The 16,845-nt window shown below is 42.9% G+C and carries 14 protein-coding genes and 2 pseudogenes; 10 read left to right on the top strand and 6 right to left on the bottom strand.

What is annotated here, in order from left to right; genetic code table 11:
• Positions 1-126: 126 nt before the first annotated feature.
• Positions 127-468, top strand: coding sequence for a hypothetical protein (locus LN893_RS17520; RefSeq protein ID WP_229972366.1), 342 nt, complete (start codon positions 127-129; stop codon positions 466-468).
• Positions 469-487: 19 nt separating this feature from the next.
• Here the strand turns inward: LN893_RS17520 and LN893_RS17515 are convergent, their stop codons facing one another.
• The 3 genes and pseudogenes from LN893_RS17515 to LN893_RS17505 all read right to left on the bottom strand — a co-directional run.
• On the bottom strand, positions 488-2,356 hold the full coding sequence (locus tag LN893_RS17515; protein ID WP_229972364.1) for a CHAT domain-containing protein: 1,869 nt from the start codon (positions 2,354-2,356) through the stop codon (positions 488-490).
• Positions 2,357-2,403: 47 nt separating this feature from the next.
• Positions 2,404-3,480, bottom strand: coding sequence for a DUF3644 domain-containing protein (locus LN893_RS17510; protein WP_229972363.1), 1,077 nt, complete (start codon positions 3,478-3,480; stop codon positions 2,404-2,406).
• Between the two features lie 44 nt (positions 3,481-3,524).
• Positions 3,525-3,980, bottom strand: a pseudogene (locus LN893_RS17505) (type I restriction-modification enzyme R subunit C-terminal domain-containing protein); the annotation flags it as partial.
• Between the two features lie 280 nt (positions 3,981-4,260).
• On the opposite strand from LN893_RS17505, the gene LN893_RS17495 reads away from it, so the two are divergent.
• From LN893_RS17495 to LN893_RS17455, 9 genes are all read left to right on the top strand, one after another.
• Positions 4,261-6,024: a WYL domain-containing protein gene (locus LN893_RS17495; protein WP_229972357.1), complete on the top strand. Its 1,764-nt coding sequence runs from the start codon at positions 4,261-4,263 to the stop codon at positions 6,022-6,024.
• Positions 6,025-6,131: 107 nt separating this feature from the next.
• On the top strand, positions 6,132-8,837 hold the full coding sequence (locus LN893_RS17490) for an McrB family protein (protein WP_229972355.1): 2,706 nt from the start codon (positions 6,132-6,134) through the stop codon (positions 8,835-8,837).
• Positions 8,838-8,841: 4 nt separating this feature from the next.
• Positions 8,842-10,098 (top strand): McrC family protein, encoded by a 1,257-nt coding sequence (locus LN893_RS17485; protein WP_229972354.1) that lies wholly within the window; start codon positions 8,842-8,844, stop codon positions 10,096-10,098.
• A gap of 37 nt (positions 10,099-10,135) precedes the next feature.
• Positions 10,136-10,771, top strand: coding sequence for a hypothetical protein (locus LN893_RS17480; RefSeq protein WP_229972353.1), 636 nt, complete (start codon positions 10,136-10,138; stop codon positions 10,769-10,771).
• Between the two features lie 106 nt (positions 10,772-10,877).
• Positions 10,878-11,294, top strand: coding sequence for a hypothetical protein (locus LN893_RS17475; protein ID WP_229972352.1), 417 nt, complete (start codon positions 10,878-10,880; stop codon positions 11,292-11,294).
• Between the two features lie 227 nt (positions 11,295-11,521).
• Positions 11,522-12,367 (top strand): agmatine deiminase family protein, encoded by an 846-nt coding sequence (locus tag LN893_RS17470; protein WP_229972351.1) that lies wholly within the window; start codon positions 11,522-11,524, stop codon positions 12,365-12,367.
• A 12-nt stretch (positions 12,368-12,379) separates the two neighbouring features.
• Positions 12,380-13,039 (top strand): SOS response-associated peptidase, encoded by a 660-nt coding sequence (locus LN893_RS17465; protein WP_229972350.1) that lies wholly within the window; start codon positions 12,380-12,382, stop codon positions 13,037-13,039.
• A 149-nt stretch (positions 13,040-13,188) separates the two neighbouring features.
• The gene (locus LN893_RS17460) at positions 13,189-13,653 is read left to right on the top strand and encodes a LexA family protein (protein ID WP_229972348.1); all 465 of its coding nucleotides are present in this window, start codon (positions 13,189-13,191) and stop codon (positions 13,651-13,653) included.
• Positions 13,650-14,924, top strand: coding sequence for a Y-family DNA polymerase (locus tag LN893_RS17455; protein ID WP_229972346.1), 1,275 nt, complete (start codon positions 13,650-13,652; stop codon positions 14,922-14,924). The genes LN893_RS17460 and LN893_RS17455 overlap by 4 nt, the downstream gene beginning before the upstream one ends.
• An 81-nt stretch (positions 14,925-15,005) precedes the next feature.
• Here the strand turns inward: LN893_RS17455 and LN893_RS17450 are convergent, their stop codons facing one another.
• The 3 genes and pseudogenes from LN893_RS17450 to LN893_RS17440 all read right to left on the bottom strand — a co-directional run bounded on the left by LN893_RS17450 (position 15,006) and on the right by LN893_RS17440 (position 16,229).
• Positions 15,006-15,383 carry a nuclease A inhibitor family protein gene (locus LN893_RS17450; RefSeq protein ID WP_255710103.1) on the bottom strand — a complete coding sequence of 126 codons (378 nt, stop codon included), beginning with the start codon at positions 15,381-15,383 and terminating at the stop codon, positions 15,006-15,008.
• Between the two features lie 63 nt (positions 15,384-15,446).
• Positions 15,447-16,061, bottom strand: a pseudogene (locus tag LN893_RS17445) (DNA/RNA non-specific endonuclease).
• 12 nt (positions 16,062-16,073) lie between these two features.
• Positions 16,074-16,229, bottom strand: coding sequence for a hypothetical protein (locus LN893_RS17440; protein ID WP_229972342.1), 156 nt, complete (start codon positions 16,227-16,229; stop codon positions 16,074-16,076).
• Positions 16,230-16,845: the final 616 nt, after the last annotated feature.

Here is a 16,845-nt window from a genome sequence, read left to right as displayed (position 1 = left end):
TCGCACTCCTTTTTACCACTACTGCGGTCTTTTTTGTTATGACATCATTACTTCTGTAGGACTACCAAGAAAAGAATAACTTCATTAAGTGATACAGATCTTTTAACTTTCAAAAGATTTAGCTTTATGGTAATAGATTTGAAAACATCTGGTTTTTTAAATGTCGCTGCATATAATGCACAAATAGGCGAAGTCTTAAAAGGGTATGAAGACCTTTTCAATAGTGCTGAAAAATTAACCATTAATCTTTCTGAAGTGCCTGCTGGATATGGTCTGGGCGGCAACTTTAATCCTATAAAAATATCAGTGGTTGGCAAAGAGATAATAGTGACTATAAATTTCAATAAGTTTTTCAAAGACGGAAGACTTATTAAAATACCTAGCCCAAAGGAAGTTTATGAGCAAATGACAAATGTGTTAGATATTACTGTTAAAGAATATCAGGAAAGATTTTCTAATAAACAGTAAATACATAAAACTATATATTCTAACGGGTAGGAATTAATTTAGCTACTTCTTCTCTAAAGTGATCAAATAGCTGTTTAAAGTTCCAGTTTATTAATTCATTAATACTCTCCTGTGTATTGGGGTCTTCTACTTTAGTTAAATGATCTCTCCATCTATAAAATGAAGTTAGAAGTCTACTAGCAACTTTCATTCTATTTTCAGCTACTGAGGCACCTCTTTTGAAGGACTGAAAGTGCAGGCCCCAGTACATGTAAATGTTCTCACTCGAAGTTCCTCTTGTATGCGCAATCGCTTTCTCTAAAGCACTTAAAATTGTGTTGTCGAACAAATTGTCGTAAAAAGCTTCCGCTGTATTTTTTGCAACTTCATTTTCTACAGCCCACAAAGTCCCAATATATCCTCTTGCTCCAACGCTTAGGAATGATTCAGAAATATTTGACCAAGAATAACAGGTATTGTTAAATATAAATGGATGCGAATGTAGTCCAGCTATAATATTAAATGCAGGCTGGTAGATAAAGTCAATACATTTAATGGCGCTCGAACCACACACAACATCCTTTCTTCTTCTGCTTTTCCCTTTTACATTTTTTAGTTCATTCACCATATCTGTAAAAACATGATGAGGGTACTTCGCATTTTTAAATTCCTTACTTCCCCAGACTAATCCATCAAACTTTCTCCAGAAGTTAGTAGTAGTAACATTGACCAACTCACTACCTTTTTTAGGTGCAAAACTTACAACCTCATCATATTCAACTACATGAACAGTCCCATCTCTATCTGTAAATTCTTCTTTTAAACTATAACCACCAGTTTCACCTCCATGGCTACAAATATGTAACAACTCATATGGATATTCCTTTACATGATTTTCAAGATTATAAACGGAAGCTTCATTACCAGTTAATTCTTTTACAAAATAATTATTTGCTACTAGTTTATTTATTACATAGTTAGTCTCTTCATCTACACCAAATTCTATTGGCGAAAAGACAATAGAGGAGAATAAAGGTCTTCTATTTTCAATTAATAAAGCGTTGAAAATAAAGAAATCCGGACTTAATATATTATTGACGTATGTGAAGGGGATTACATTTTCTAAGATTAAAGAATATGGAACACTGGATGTGAAAAAGGTTGCAAATTTGTAATCTGGAAAATTGATATTCTCAATCTTACTATAAACTAAATGACATAAATCATGGAAAGAGTTTTTACTCCCACCATTTTTCCAATCATCGATTAAAGCGCTAATTTCATCACTTTTAGTATTAGGCTTTTCAATTAAAGCTACTGCTAAATTGAAAGCATATGCATAATTTAATGCTATAACTGTTGAAGCAGCACTTATATTCTCAATTATTATTATACCTTCCTTTTGCTCAAGCTCAAACTTTATACTATTTGCATAATCATTAAGTCTAATTTTTTGATTGTTTAATAGGCTATAATAAAGCCCAGGAAGGATATCATCTTTTTTTACATCTAAATATCCATCCTTCTGTACAAAATGGTCAAGTAAGAAGTCTACTTGTCCAATGTCTTCTATTTCTATTATGTTTATATCATCTGGAAGATGTAAATAACTTTTTTGATTTTCATCTAGCCCAGCTAAAATCACGTATTCACATCCCCCTAAAGCACTTAATGCATTATTTATTCTAACTGCAAATTCTTTAGCTCGTGTTCTCGTAATAACATTTACTTCTAATTTGTCTTTATCTATTTCAGAACTAGCAACATAGACTGTTGGAAATTCGAAAAATGAAGAATACTTATCTACTTCATTTATATAAGAAGAAATTATTGCCGCCAAGTCTTTCTTCTTTCTATCTACTATACAGAAGAACTTAGTATTTAAATTAGGAATAAAAGGGTATGCCATCTAAGATATCTTGAGTAAACAATCAACTGTTAAAGATTATAACAACATTAATCTTCTGCTTCTGGAGCAGGAAATTCATCTAATAATCTTTGAAAAACTAAACCATTATATAAATCTGTTGTGATACTATTTGGATTACCTGGATATAGTTTCCGTTTCATACATATAGTCGGATCAGACTTTATTTCTCTCCACTTTTCAAGGAATGAATTATTGATTTTCTGATGAGAAAGCGATGTTTTCAAAAACGGAAGAATGTCTTTCTTCCATGTCAAATTCCAGCCAGCATCTATGGCTTCTTGTTCAGAGATTTGAACTCGTTGTGCAGTAGGATCGCTTGTTATTTGGATTTGACCCTGTATAGGTCTTAAGACTGTCATGGTAGCTGCTTGGGCTTGGCTATTGTCAACGCCAACTACTACATCAGCATTTGCCACTCGGTTAACATTAACAAGAGCAACATGAAACTGAACTAAAACAGAATCCTGAATACCTTGCGATTGAAGGATCTCTCCTGCATCTGATACCTGTTTCAAAAACTGTTTTACTTCCTTCGTTGCATTTCTTGATGCTGACAAGTCTGTTAAAAAGTCTTGTGGCACTACAGGTCTTTGGAATCCTATAGGCATGGTAAGTAGATCATCAGTAGTTAGAAAACAGTGATTGCACTGCTCTTCAACAAACTTCCTGTATTGTTTAACACTTTCAGCAACTAACCCAAATAAAACTGTATCCCAACTTTCTCCATAAAAGTGCTGAGCTCCGTTACGATAGTTATATAAGATTGGTAAAGACTGCTGAGCTGCCACAAAAGGTGCTCCTACTTTGAGAGCTGTTTTGTTAAGGCATTCATTAAAAGTTATAAACCAACCATCGCTTTTCACAAGCTTTATTTTCTTACGGTGCAAGTAAGCCTTCATTGCTTTCTCCCAAGCTGTAATAACATCTAAGATCACCTTTTCGTATCTGTGGGTCTCATTTAGTTGATTGTGCGTATTTATAGCACGAGTCATGAAACTTACAGAACTCTGCAATAGAGTTTTAGCTATGTTAGGTCTGCGTTTAACTGTAGTAGTTACAGATAAATTTCCCTGTGAATTAACACTAGTTGTAGTAGGGCTCATAAAACATAAAATTCGGTTAAGCTAAGAGGTTAGTTTAGTACTTCTTACACCGCCACCCGACTAGCATACAGGTAGCTCTGGAAGCCAATAAAGGTATTTCGGATAGACGATATTTCCCCCAGCTCTTTCTTCGCATCAGCGATAGCACTATACTTCAATAGTAGTAATTGCGAAAGCTTAGCATCATCCAGCTCTTCAACACCGGATTTTACGTACTGCTTTAGTACAAAATTCAGGAACTCCTGCTGCTTGGGGTTGTAGTTCTTCAGGTGGATCTTCGCGTTATTTGCTCTGATGTCACGGTCTATTATAGAGGCGTGGAAAGCAACGTATGCAAGTACGTCGTATAGATCGCTGTTCTCGGCGTGTAGCACTTTTTGGAACTCTGCTCACTGAGCTTTGGCAAAGCCCCTTTCCTGCAGCTCTTCCAGTAGCTTCTTGCGAGTGCCAGGTCGGCTCCAGATTTCGCGCAGCTTTTCTTCACTTTTGAACAGATCAGGGTACAGAATGTCATCTATATTTTTAAAGGTTTGTTCAAACATTAGTATTGGTTAAGCAAATTATATTCTAAAGATAGCACTCCTACCTCGCCAACTGAAGTAGATGCTTACATCATAAGTTAGTGCAAAAACACAGCTATTTTACTGTTACAACTTTTACGTCCTAAAGTAACATATTATATTTAGAATATTAAATTAAAATTCCGTTACTTGTGGAGCTTTTGTTAAAAAGCAAATTCCTCTTAACAAATCACATACTACAGCCTCAATTTAATTTTAAATGAAACAAACTTATTTACTGCTTCAGGTTTCTACTGCAGATACCTTATCGCTAGATAATACCTCAGAAAACTCAGGAGTGCTAACCTTCTGGTTGGTTTTTGCTGTGATATGCCTAGTAATATGGTATCTAACAAATCGTAAAAAGAAGAATAGTACTAAGGATAATGAGCTGTCCACTCCTACATCGCTTAGAAAGGAGGTGTCAAATACATCGCAACATGTAGAAGGCAAAATATCAAAAGATTTAACAAGTGATACTGTAGCTAATCAGACAAAAAAAACCGCAATCCCGCCAAAGCCTACATCTACTAGTGCCCCAATAAAACCAGTAGCACCAAGCAAGCCTGAACCGACTCCAAATCCTGTAACTACAGAAAACGAAATCACTAACAATCGACCTACAGCTCCTGCCCCAATAACACCTCCTGTACTTATTACTCCAGAAAAGGAAGAGCAATCGGAAGCGAAGCGAATCGGTTACAAACCTTTAAATGTGTTTGAGCAGACAGAGCCCCTTAACTTTCCTTATGTCATCATGCCCAAGCCTGATTCCTTAATCAAGTTTCCAAGAAAAGGTAGAACAGGTAGAAAAGGGTATAAAGAAGAAGCATTCAAAGAATACATTGTGAAGTATTTCAAATCGGTATTCCAGGTATTTGATGACCGCTTTATAATGGTAAAAGGCAAAGCTGTTCCTTATGAACCAGATTTTACCCTTATAGATGAAAGAAATGGTCTTAACATGTTTATTGATATAGAAATCGATGAACCATATGAAGGCACTAATGAGATTGCCACCAGGAAAGCAACACACTTCCAATATTCTGATAACAACAGAAACAATGCTTTTAGAAGTAGAGGCTGGATAGTAATTCGTTTTGCTGAAATCCAGGTGCACCAACAGCCTGAAAGCTGCTGTCTATTCATAGCCGATGTTATCAAAACCATCAATCCAGATTTCAGTATCCCAAGTGGCTTAACGAGCTATCCTCAAGTAAGCTTTATCCGCCAGTGGACAAAAGCAGAAGCGGAGCAGTGGTCTCTTGAAAAGTATCGTGAGCGTTACCTGGGCATTGATAGATTCGGCACCACCACATCTAGCTACATGCTAGACAATCTAGAGGAGACGGATCTCGGCGAGTCAATCGAGGAAGAAGTTCAAGATGAACCTCTGTTTACACCGCAGGAAACATTCAAATTCAAATCAAATGATCCTAAAGTGGAGCTACTCCAATCTGTTAAAGCAGCTAATGAGTATGTTACCTTCATATATGATGGGGAGCCAACAGTTGTTAAACCTACAACAATCCTAGATAGGTCTTTAACCGCATATTGCTATGTCAAAAATAAAAACAGGACATTTATTATTGACAGCATAGAAAATCCTACAAGGAAGCGAAGTCCTTTCACTTTGCGCGCTAATGGCCCAACCGTAGGCATGGGCACTATCAAATCAGTGGTTAACACCGCTATTCAGTACAAGATGTACCTAAGGATAAAGTACACTAGGGGCTCCTGGCAATCTATTGGTTTTGATCAAGAAACAGGAGAAATGATACTCAATAGAACCGAAGCGGAAGAAAGCACAAGAACGATTTGCAATGTGCAGCGTGCTGTCGACGCACTGGATCAGGCACATATCAATCGCTATAACCTAAACGAAAACTATATTACAGCTTACTGTAACAGGCGCGAAGAACAAAGAACCTTCCGCTTTGATAGGATAAGCGAGCTGGAAATACTTGATCTTCAAGTTCAATAGAAGTCTACTCCATCCTAAACTAGAAACATAACTAAAGTTTAACTTACAAAAGAGGTTGAACTATCAAGTCATCATCGGAAACACAGTGTATACTACTTCATATTACAATGGCATTTGAACCTGATAATATCACTAAAGAGCATATTCTGAAAGCCGCTTTTCGCATAAAAGCAGAAGGTCTCTCTTTAACTCCATCTACCCGATGGGATGTAGTAATAAATAATGAAAATTATCCTCCAACTGATGTTCTGCGTCTTGCCCACCAAGAAATGAATGGTGAATCTTTGTGGCAACTTAGTGAAGGGAGGGATACCAATAGGCTTCTTGAAAAGTTAGGATTTGAGATTAAGGAAAAAAAAGGGCTTTTAGACCCTTTGAAGGAGCTTATACAAAAGTATAAAAAGGACGTTCAGCAGAGTAAATTGGTCGATGAAATCTACAAGTGGAAACTTGTTAATCAGTATAGAGGCAGACCCAATCTTAATGCGCCTGATTTTTTTGAAGAAATCAAGAGTATAAATTACTCTAATCTTATCTACGGAGTAGGTATTGCTGTTATATATCATCTTGCCAAAGACAGATCAGAAACTTACAGAGCCTGTTTCAGAGTTCTTTTTGATGAGAGCCTTCCACTTGCGGAAAGATTAAATTATTTTGATAATGAAACCTATAAAATCTATCGAGAAATAGTACCTGAAGAAAAATATTCCCATCACCAGGATGAGAGAACTATGGCTACATTTTTGGCCTTCAACAATCCAGATAAATACCCATTCTACAAAGACTCATTTTACCAAAAGTATTGTAAGTTGATTGGCGTAAAATCTAAAAAGAAAGGCGAGAAATATCTGCATTACCTGGAGCTAGTTGATGAATTTATATCAAACTATTTGGAGCCAGATACTGAGTTGATTGAATTTGTTGATAGTTTGCTACCTGCTGATGCGTTCAGAGATACAAACCATAAGATACTAGCCCAGGATATCCTTTACAGAATGCTCGATAGAGGGTTAGAAGAAATAGAAGTTGGGGATGCATCGGTGTACAAAATTTCCATGGGTGAGTTCAATGATCAGGATATAGAAGCCTGTATTAGTGAAAGAAAAGTACTTGTTCATCAAAGCACCAAACCTATGGGCCGAAGTAATGAGAGTCAAGCCACAGTGTTCGCTGAGAAGATGCAAGTTGGCGACTACTTTTATTTAACTCCAGGAAATAGAAGCATGGCTGTTAGCCTCTTGGGTAAAATTACAGGTGATGCAGCTCCAACTGTTTATAAAGATTATGGCGATGAAGGCTGGCTTGAAAGACCTTTTGAACTTATATCTGTTCCTAAAAACAAGACGAAGTATAAAGGCACGCAAAAATGGTGGACACCAAATAGTAACAGTACCTGTGTCATCATAAAAGGTCATGAATTAGATGAAGCGAATAAGCAGCTATTTGAGCCTTATTTTATTACTAAGCTAGTACAAACTCCTCCAGTTCCAGGTGACACTGATAATTTTGAAGAAGAAAAAAAGACTGACAACAAACAAAACATAAGAGACATGCCTCTAAACCAAATCCTTTACGGACCTCCAGGCACCGGCAAAACATATCATACCATTAACAAAGCGCTGGAAATATTAGGTGAACAGGTTGAAGGTAAAGACAGAAGTGAACTGAAAAAAGTCTTTGAATACAGAGTAGCCGCTGGCCAGATAGTATTCACCACCTTCCATCAAAGCATGAGCTATGAAGACTTCATTGAAGGCATAAAACCACTTGAGCCCAAAAGAGAAGGGCAGCCTGTTACTTATAAAGTTGTAGATGGGGTTTTTAAAAAGCTATGCTCTACTCAAATATACTTGAAAGAAGGAGAGAGAATTGGCGGTTACGAGATTTTATCTGTTACTCATGAGGTTATTACTTTGAAAAAACCTAGGGGTGGTAATATATCATTTACTTTTAAACTACTTTATTGCCTTTTAGAATATCTTGAGGCAAATGGAATGGATATAGACTCTTTTACTGGTAAAATCAATTCAGATAGTGTTGATAGAGTTCTTTATCCAGAACTTGAACCTCAGTTAGTAAACGGCTATGATAATGTAATACCAGGTATTTTAAAGTTGCTAAAAAACAATAATTCAGAATCAGGAAAAGTCGTACTAATAATTGACGAAATAAATCGTGGCAATGTCTCCCAAATCTTTGGAGAGCTTATTACCCTAATTGAAGATGATAAGCGGCAGGGTGGAAGTGAGCAACTGGAAGTAACCCTCCCCTACAGCAAAGAAAAGTTCGGTATACCTTCTAACCTCTACATCATCGGGACCATGAACACAGCAGACCGTAGTGTGGAAGCCTTAGACACAGCCCTGCGCCGCAGGTTCAGCTTTGTTGAAATGCCGCCACGGTATGACCTACCCGAGTTGGAGACAGAGGTAGCAGGCTTTAAACTTAAGGACATCCTGCAGAAAATAAATCGCCGCATTGAAAGACTGCTGGGTAAAGATAACCTAATCGGCCACAGCTATTTTCTTTGCGTTGAAAGTATAGATGACCTACGCGCTGCTTTCCAGAACAAGATCATCCCACTACTGCAGGAATACTTCTATGGGGACTACGGCAAAATCGGGCTAGTGCTAGGCGAGGGCTTTTTTGAACGTGCAGAAGCAGAACCCGAGGATGATGTATTCTCCCCTTTTAGGAATTATGATGCTGTCGGCTTAGCCGAAAAAGAAGTTTACCATCTGGCTCCTCTTTTAGGGCAGAACAGCCTTTCCGAAGAAGAGTTTACGAAAGCAGTACAAACCTTGATACAGTAAATCTGTGAGTAAGCTAAAGAATCACTTTACCGTTTTTGAGCACTCCTGCCTCTGGACTCATAAAGGCGAGGAACGTCTGTCTGAGCTCCAAAGACAAAGCCTGGAGGCTTTCTACGGAGAACATGGGGTGCCATACTTCTCCCTGATTCATAAAGGTGTAAAGTTCAACGAGAATGTAGGCGTTGTACAAGTAGGAAACCTTACCATAGAAGTCCTGCCCAAAGCTGACAAAGACGAAAACAAAGGCAAGTGGCGAAACATGCTTATCGGCATGCTGAAAGCTGTTGGTGTCTTCGATATTCATGCTCCCAGCAGCAGCGATCTGAGGCTGAAAACTAACTCTATCCTAGACCTGTACTTTGCTATTTTCTTGCAGGAAGTGGAAGCCTTGGTGCATCACGGACTGGTAAAGAAATATCGCAAAACCGAGGGCAGCACAACTGCCTTGAAAGGGAGCATACAGTTTGCGAAGCACATTCAAGAAAACCTAGTGCACCAGGAGCGCTTTTATGTACGCCACACCACCTATGATGTAGAGCATCAGCTACACCAAATCCTGTACATGGCTCTACTGCTCTTAAAGCGCATCAACACAAATAGTTCTCTCCACAGCAGAATCGGAGCGCTGCTACTTAATTTCCCCGAGCAGAAGCAGATAAAGATAACAGAGGCTACATTCGAAAGGATAGCCTTTAACCGTAAAACTGAGAGCTACAGAAAGGCCCTAGAGATAGCACGCTTACTTCTGCTGAATTATCACCCAGATGTTACTAAAGGCCGAAACCATGTGCTAGCGCTGATGTTCGACATGAACCTGCTATGGGAGCGCTTTGTCTACATAAGCCTGCGCAAATGCTTCAGAAACGAGGGAGGGAAACTATCTTTACACAGCCAGGCATATAAATACTTCTGGAAGCCCCAGGGCGGCTACCGCAGCAAAATCATTCCTGACATTGTTATTAATAAAGGCGAGCCCGATTGTGTAGTACTGGACACTAAGTGGAAAAACCTGAACGGCTATAATCCTTCCCCAGACGACCTACGACAGCTTTACGTGTACCACCAGTACTATGAGGCAAAGAAAGTCGCTCTGGTGTACCCTGGAGCCACACACAGCTTTAGAAAGGGAATGTACCTTCATCATAACAATAGCGGAGAAACAGATATGGAGTGTGCCCTTATTTCTCTTAAGGTGGAAGCAACAATTGATGAGTGGCAGAAGTCCATTTGTAAAGGAATACAGAATTGGTACCTTGATTAAACTCCTTGTATAACAACACCTGATCATTATATTCTTCATGAACACAACGTTACTTCAGGATAAACTTAGTGAATGCTATACCCTTTACAAGAAACTCGACAGAATAGGCGGCCCTGAAGCTGACGGAGATCTGTTCGAAGTGATACTGGGGCTTGAGGATGAAATTCTGGAAAGCTTTGGCCTGCCCTTATCAAACAAGAACAAAGGCATACTCTGGAAACTTACCGAGAAAAATAATCTGACAGAGAAGAACTTTCAACAAGCTAACTCACATTTACAAGCTGCTGCCGAAATACACCTTTTCGCTCCTGTTCTGTCGGACATGGAACACCTAAAGAAAGGCAAGGAGCTAAACCGTAGCGCATTTGACGTGCTGCCTGAGCTGGGGCATCCAACCCATGACTATACGTTATTTCTTTACGATGATATACTGCAGTTCAGCAGTTTGGAGGATGTTCTTGCTGAGTTAAGTGCATTGAAGCGACTCGATTGTTACGGAGAACTTGCTTCTTTGAAGAACAATCACCCCCGTACCTTCCGAAAGACGAAGGTATACAAGCAGTACAAGCCTTACCTGAAGTTCCTAGACGGATATGTATTAAACGAGCCGTATCTGTACTTCAGAGAAGATGAAGAGGATGCTCCTCATCCTTTGAGCGTGTTCTTACTATAGGAGAGTTTGATAAAGGAGGCGAGGTGCAGGATCTATTTTCATCAACTGAACGCTCAGAGCCGATAGACTTCACTCCTACCTCAGTGTTCTCGCCAGCCTTTTTGTAATGGAGAAGATCATCTTCAGCGAAGACTCCGCTGTGACTGTTATCGGGGAGCTTCACGAATGTTACAAGCCCACTACAGTCACACTGGGCTTTGACTTTGATACGCTTGCTGCTGTTATCCGTGAGTATGGCCAAAAGGGCCAGCAGGTGCTCAACTACTTTAATAAGGACCGCCAGCGAAACGCCATAGATTACCCAATCACCATCAATCTTAAAGATATAACTGGGAGTAGATTAGAGTTGATTCAGCACTACTTCAAAGTGTACAAGCCTCTAACTATGAAACCCAACGGAAAGCCAGAGGTAATGAAAGAGGACTTTTATATAGTAGAGGAAGTAGTAGACAGAGCTAGCTACGACAGGCAACATGTTGGATACTATAGAAGCGCACTTAATGGCACCTTTCACCAAATATAGAACCACTACTATTTTTACCTCAATGCAGTACGTGACGGTATGAGTGAAGAAGAAGCCAGAAAAAATAATGGACTTGAAGATAACGTCCGATTTGAAGTATCTAAACTGCTGTACCTGCTTGAAAAGCATGGTGGCAGAGCGGAAATAAAATAGGCATTAGCCTAAAATCATGTTCTGCCTTTTAATGGCTATAGACTAACTTCCCTTTAATATTTAACCACCTCAAGATGATAACAGGCAATAAAACCAACACCGTCTATACCTCTGAATTACTCCACACAGATGATAGATTCGCCAATGCCAGCCAGACGCTGACCTCTTTACTGGAAAAGCACGGTGTTGCACACAAGCAAATACAAGCTACTAAGGATATCTGGTGCCGTGACTATATGCCCATCCAAACCAGCAAAGAAGAGCTGGTGCAGTTCCGTTACGAGCCCTCCTACCTGAAAGATGACCTTCACTTACAGTCTGACCCCAGGATGATCTGCGAGGAGAACAACCTCAGCCCTAGATTCTCAGAAATCAACTTTGACGGCGGCAACGTTGTGAACTGGGCAGACAAGGCCATCGTCACTGACAGGGTGTTTGAAGAGAACCCTACCTATACCAGCAGAACAAAACTCACTTCGGACATCGAGGAGCTGTTAGGCGCTGAGGTGATTGTCATTCCGCAGATCAAATCAGACATGACAGGCCATGCGGATGGGCTTGTCCGATTCGTTGACCGCAGCACAATTCTCGGCAATGACCGTAACCAGGAGTACAAGTACTGGAGCAGCGGAATAGCTAAAGTTCTAAAGGAATACGGACTAGACTATATTGATATTCCGTTCTTTGAGCATAAAGACAAAGATCATAAGGAAAATGCCATCGGCTGCTATGTGAACTTCCTGGAAGTCGGCAACCTGATGATAATTCCCGTATTTGAGGTGAAAGGCAATAGGGATGATTATGTTATCGACCTGTTTAAGCAGATCTACCCAGACAGAGTCATCGAAACCATAAACTACAATGAGGTCGGGCTACACGGAGGCCTCTTGAACTGTTCAACCTGGACTATAAGAGAATAAACAACATTGAAAATGTGCGGTAGATATTCGGTAACACCAAAAGCAAAGGGCGAAACCAAGGCAGCAAAGCTGCTGGAGAAGCACCTTCAGGAAAGCCATTACAACGCAGCCCCTTCGCAGAAGCTGCCTGTGGTGACAAATACACAGCCTGATGCGATTCAGTTCTTTTCCTGGGGGCTACAGCCTTTCTGGGCGAAGGATGTGAAGTCAGTTAAGCGATCCATCAACGCCAGGGCGGAGACAATCACAGAAAAGCCCTCCTTCCGCAACCTGTTCAAGTCAAAGCGCTGCCTGGTACCAACGGATGGGTTCTTTGAGTGGCAGGTGACACCGCAGGGCAAGGTGCCGCACCGAATACTGCTGAAAAACGAGGAGCTTTTCTCCTTCGCAGGCCTTTGGGATGAGTGGCTGGACAAAAGCACGGGTGAGGTGCTGCATACCTACACCATCATCACGACAGAGGCCAACGAGCTAATGAAACCGATACACGACCGTATGCCCGTGATCCTGTCCCCCGATGAGGAGGAACTATGGCTGGACGAGCACAAGCCGCAGGAAGACCTGCTATCACTTCTGAAGCCGTTCGATGCTGACAGGATGAAGGCCTACCCCGTTTCCCCGTTGGTCAACTCCCCCCTGAACAATGTGCCAGAGGTGATAAACTCCCTTTGATAAATAACTAAATATCAAGCTTTCTAGCATCTATCTACAGTAGGAGCATGTGTCAGTGTGAATAAATAAAACTAATATATTTAGTTAATATTATTCTTGTTTACGTATTTGCTAACATTATTAGTATTTTATATTACCTGTTGGTCCTTATGCGAAGAGAAGATAATAGCCCTTTCCTATCAAAAGTACTGGAGCCCCTGGACATAAGCGCTCTGGAGGAGCTGGAGATCCCGTTCATCGAGAACTACATTTCCGCTGGATTCCCCTCCCCTGCACTCGACTATGCGGAGCCGCGGATAGACATCGTCAAGTACCTTGCCCTGAACCCCACCTCCACCTTCTCTATGCGGGTGCGCGGAAACTCCATGATGGACAGCAACATCCATGACGGCGACATCATCGTGATTGATAAAGCAATAACTCCCACAAACGGAGACCCTGTGGTATGCTTTATAGACGGGGAGTTCACGGTGAAGACTTTCAGAAAAACTAAGGACAGGATTTTCCTGGTGCCAGCAAACCCGAACTATAAACCCATAGAGATAACAGCCGACATGGACGCACACGTATGGGGAGTCGTGAAGTGGATACTGCATAAACCTGTGAAACAATGACATCGCTGTACGCTCTGGTGGACTGCAACTCCTTCTACTGCTCCTGCGAGCGTGTGTTCAACCCAGCCCTGAACCATAGGCCCGTGGTGGTGCTTTCCAACAACGACGGCTGCGTGATCGCCAGGACCAACGAGGCCAAAGAATTAGGTATACCGATGGGCGAGCCGTACTTCAAGATCAGGAACCTGGTGGAGAGCGGTCAGGTACACGCCTTCTCCTCCAACTACGAGCTGTACGGTGACATGAGCGATCGTGTCATGGAGACGCTAGCACGGTTTACCCCAAATATAGAGGTCTACTCCATAGACGAGAGCTTCCTGGACCTGGGCGACTTCTACGGAAGGGATATTTTCGAGTATGCCAGCGAGATCAAACGCACCGTAGGCAAATGGACTGGTATTCCCGTGAGCATAGGCGTTGCACCCACCAAGGCCCTGGCGAAGGTGGCAAACAAGCTCGCCAAGAAATCCAGGAAGGCAAACGGCGTGCTGGTGCTGACAAACCCTTATCACTTGCAGAAGGCACTGGAGGCAACGAAGATAGAGGATGTCTGGGGCATCGGCGGACAGTACGCCAGGTTTCTGAGGAAGCGGGGCATCAACACCGCCTATGACTTCACCCAGCTGTCGGAGAACTGGGTAAGGCAGCACATGACTGTTGTGGGTGTAAGGCTACTGAAAGAGCTTAGAGGTGAGTCCTGCCTGGAGCTGGAGGAGGTGACACCGCCGAAGAAAGGCATCTGCACCTCCAGGAGCTTCGGCAAGAAAGTAAACTCGTTTGACGAGCTGCAGGAGGCCACCGCTTCCTATGCGGCCAAATGCGCCAGGAAACTGCGCCAGCAGAAGAGCTGCGCCAATCTCATCACCGTCTTTGCCCACACCAACAGTTTCTCGGAGAACGAACCGCAGTACTACGGCAGCAAGACCATCGCCCTGCCCGTTGCCACCAGTTCTGACATAGAGCTCATACACTACGCCGACATCGCACTGAAAGCCATCTACCGTGACGGCTACTGGTACAAAAAGTCAGGAGTGATTGTGACGGGCATCATACCAGAGGACAATATACAGCTGGGCTTGCTGGATACCGTGGACAGGGAAAAACACGCTAGGCTGATGGGTGTGATAGACGGCATGACAGACCGCTTCGGCAGGGGAAAGGTAAAGGTGGCCACACAGGGACTTGACAACTCCTGGCAGCTGCGCAGCGACTACCTATCCCCCTGCTACACCACCAGGATAGGTGAGATTCAGACAGTGTACGTGCGGTGAAGCCTCTGTTACTTTCATACGGCGTGTGACTATCATTACTTATGGCCAGCAGAAAGGGCAAACGTTTTTAAAACGTCGCTGTCACGTTTGGACAAGGTTTGTTTTGAAGCCAGCAAGCTCTCCTGTCGGGGTAAAACCAAGGATAAGCGCCGTGACTCTTCGCCGCCCCACTTGGTATACCTTCACCTGCCGAAGGTTCTGCACCAGATAGTCCTGCAGCTCCACAAAGCGCGCTCTTTCCCTTTTCTCTGCTTCACCCATATCAGAATGCTCTTTGGTCATGTTGCGAAAGAAGTACTGTAGCTCCTGGGGCTCTATCCGCTCCCCTGGCGGCTTGCCTGCCCACCCGGCCAGCTCCGCGGTTGTCGGCTCTGAACTTTTAGGGGCTGGGAAACGCACCACCTCCAATTGAGCATCGGTTTCGCTCACATAGAATAGCCCCTCCGAGCGAAGCCGCAGCTGAAGTGTCAGCGCTGTCGGTGTTTTGTCCGTTCATGTTCTTACTGAAGAAAATACAGCAGCTTAATTCGTAGGGCCTGTGTCTACGCTACTCTCCAGGGCTCGCTGCACCTGTACAGGCACCGCCGAGAGCAGGTCATACCCCGTGGCGCTCTCGATGGCATCGACTGTGGTGCGATAGCCTCCCCAGTCGGAATCGACGCTGTTGCTGTTAGGCGTGTCCACGGCTATCACGCGGGTATCGGTATTGATGCGGCTCAGGTCATCGCCTCCCTCTTGCAGCACGACCAGCACTTTCCAGATGCGCTTCGGCACGGTGACCCTGCCGTTGTCAATGGTTTGGGCGTTGCCGTTGCCACCCGTACCGCCTACGCCGTAGCTGCCCATGATCACGTACACCTCATTCCCCTCCCCGACCAGCTCGCGGGTGTAGTCCTCCAGGTTCGCCCAGGTCTCCTGGTTGTTGTTTGGGGCCTGGGGAATCATGTTTGTCATCAGAAAAGTGGCTGAGTTATCGTCCTAGGTTTTCGTCCGGTCCGCAGAGGGCGTGTTATGCCCCCTGTCAAAACCGCTGCCCCTGTAGGAGCTGGCTGTGACTCTGTACCAGCCTTTCGGCAGGGCGGGATCGGCGCGGAAGTCATCCTGTCTTTCCGCGCTGCCCAGCCAGTTTCTGCTCACATGCCAGCTCACCTAGTAGGGAGTGCCCCTCTCGCGGCTGTAGGAGAGAGCATACTGTGGCCTTAGCATGAGGAAGTTGTTGTAGTTGCCTACGTCAGAGGTGGCACCGCTGGGGTTGCCCAGCAGCTGCTGCTCCTCCTGCAGGGTCAGTGATTTAGTGGGTGTCACCTCTGACTCCTTACAGCCCGCCAGGATGAGCAGGAGGAACAGGAGGTACCTGGAAGTGTGTTTAAGCATGTGAATCAGGTATCATAGGTAAGGGCATTGAAATAAGTGTAGCCAATGCTCAACCTTCTTGCGGAAGTATCTTTGCATTGGCTGCGCATCGCTCTTTTGATCAACTCGAAAACACATGGCTTTTCCCTTTAACGCTAATCTTTAGACTTATCTCTGGCATGGCGAAGTAAAAAAATAACGTGCAGCAGATGTGGATACAGGGGTAGCGAGCATAGTTCAGCAGAGGGTTTAGCTCGTACCTGCACGTACCATTCGAACTAGGTACGAACGGTACGTGCAGGTACGAGGTTTGAAGAACAGAACAGGAGTAACTTAGCTTGCTGGTGGGGAATCAGACACAACTGCGTTATGAAAACTTACTTACTCTTTTACACGCCTAATCCATAATAGACGCATATCATCAAGAACTTTAACCCAAAGAGCCAAATACAACTTTGTGATGTGTAACATTCCTTAAACCTACTGGGGCCTATGGTTATCTTCTCTTACGGTTACCAGATTCGCTTTAGACTATTGCCAACTGTTGCTAAGCTTAGCAACAATCAGC

The sequence above is a fragment of the Pontibacter harenae genome, from assembly GCF_020907245.1.
Taxonomy (GTDB): domain Bacteria; phylum Bacteroidota; class Bacteroidia; order Cytophagales; family Hymenobacteraceae; genus Pontibacter; species Pontibacter harenae.
Note: the sequence above shows the minus strand (reverse complement) of the source record. Positions and strands in the feature narration are given on the sequence as shown.

Bases quoted from the DNA above. Each gene is read 5' to 3' on its own strand.
- LN893_RS17520 (WP_229972366.1), top strand. From the start codon at position 127: ATGGTAATAGATTTGAAAACATCTGGTTTTTTAAATGTCGCTGCATAT.
- LN893_RS17515 (WP_229972364.1), bottom strand. From the start codon at position 2,356: ATGGCATACCCTTTTATTCCTAATTTAAATACTAAGTTCTTCTGTATA.
- LN893_RS17510 (WP_229972363.1), bottom strand. From the start codon at position 3,480: ATGAGCCCTACTACAACTAGTGTTAATTCACAGGGAAATTTATCTGTA.
- LN893_RS17495 (WP_229972357.1), top strand. From the start codon at position 4,261: ATGAAACAAACTTATTTACTGCTTCAGGTTTCTACTGCAGATACCTTA.
- LN893_RS17490 (WP_229972355.1), top strand. From the start codon at position 6,132: ATGGCATTTGAACCTGATAATATCACTAAAGAGCATATTCTGAAAGCC.
- LN893_RS17480 (WP_229972353.1), top strand. From the start codon at position 10,136: ATGAACACAACGTTACTTCAGGATAAACTTAGTGAATGCTATACCCTT.
- LN893_RS17475 (WP_229972352.1), top strand. From the start codon at position 10,878: ATGGAGAAGATCATCTTCAGCGAAGACTCCGCTGTGACTGTTATCGGG.
- LN893_RS17470 (WP_229972351.1), top strand. From the start codon at position 11,522: ATGATAACAGGCAATAAAACCAACACCGTCTATACCTCTGAATTACTC.
- LN893_RS17465 (WP_229972350.1), top strand. From the start codon at position 12,380: ATGTGCGGTAGATATTCGGTAACACCAAAAGCAAAGGGCGAAACCAAG.
- LN893_RS17460 (WP_229972348.1), top strand. From the start codon at position 13,189: ATGCGAAGAGAAGATAATAGCCCTTTCCTATCAAAAGTACTGGAGCCC.
- LN893_RS17455 (WP_229972346.1), top strand. From the start codon at position 13,650: ATGACATCGCTGTACGCTCTGGTGGACTGCAACTCCTTCTACTGCTCC.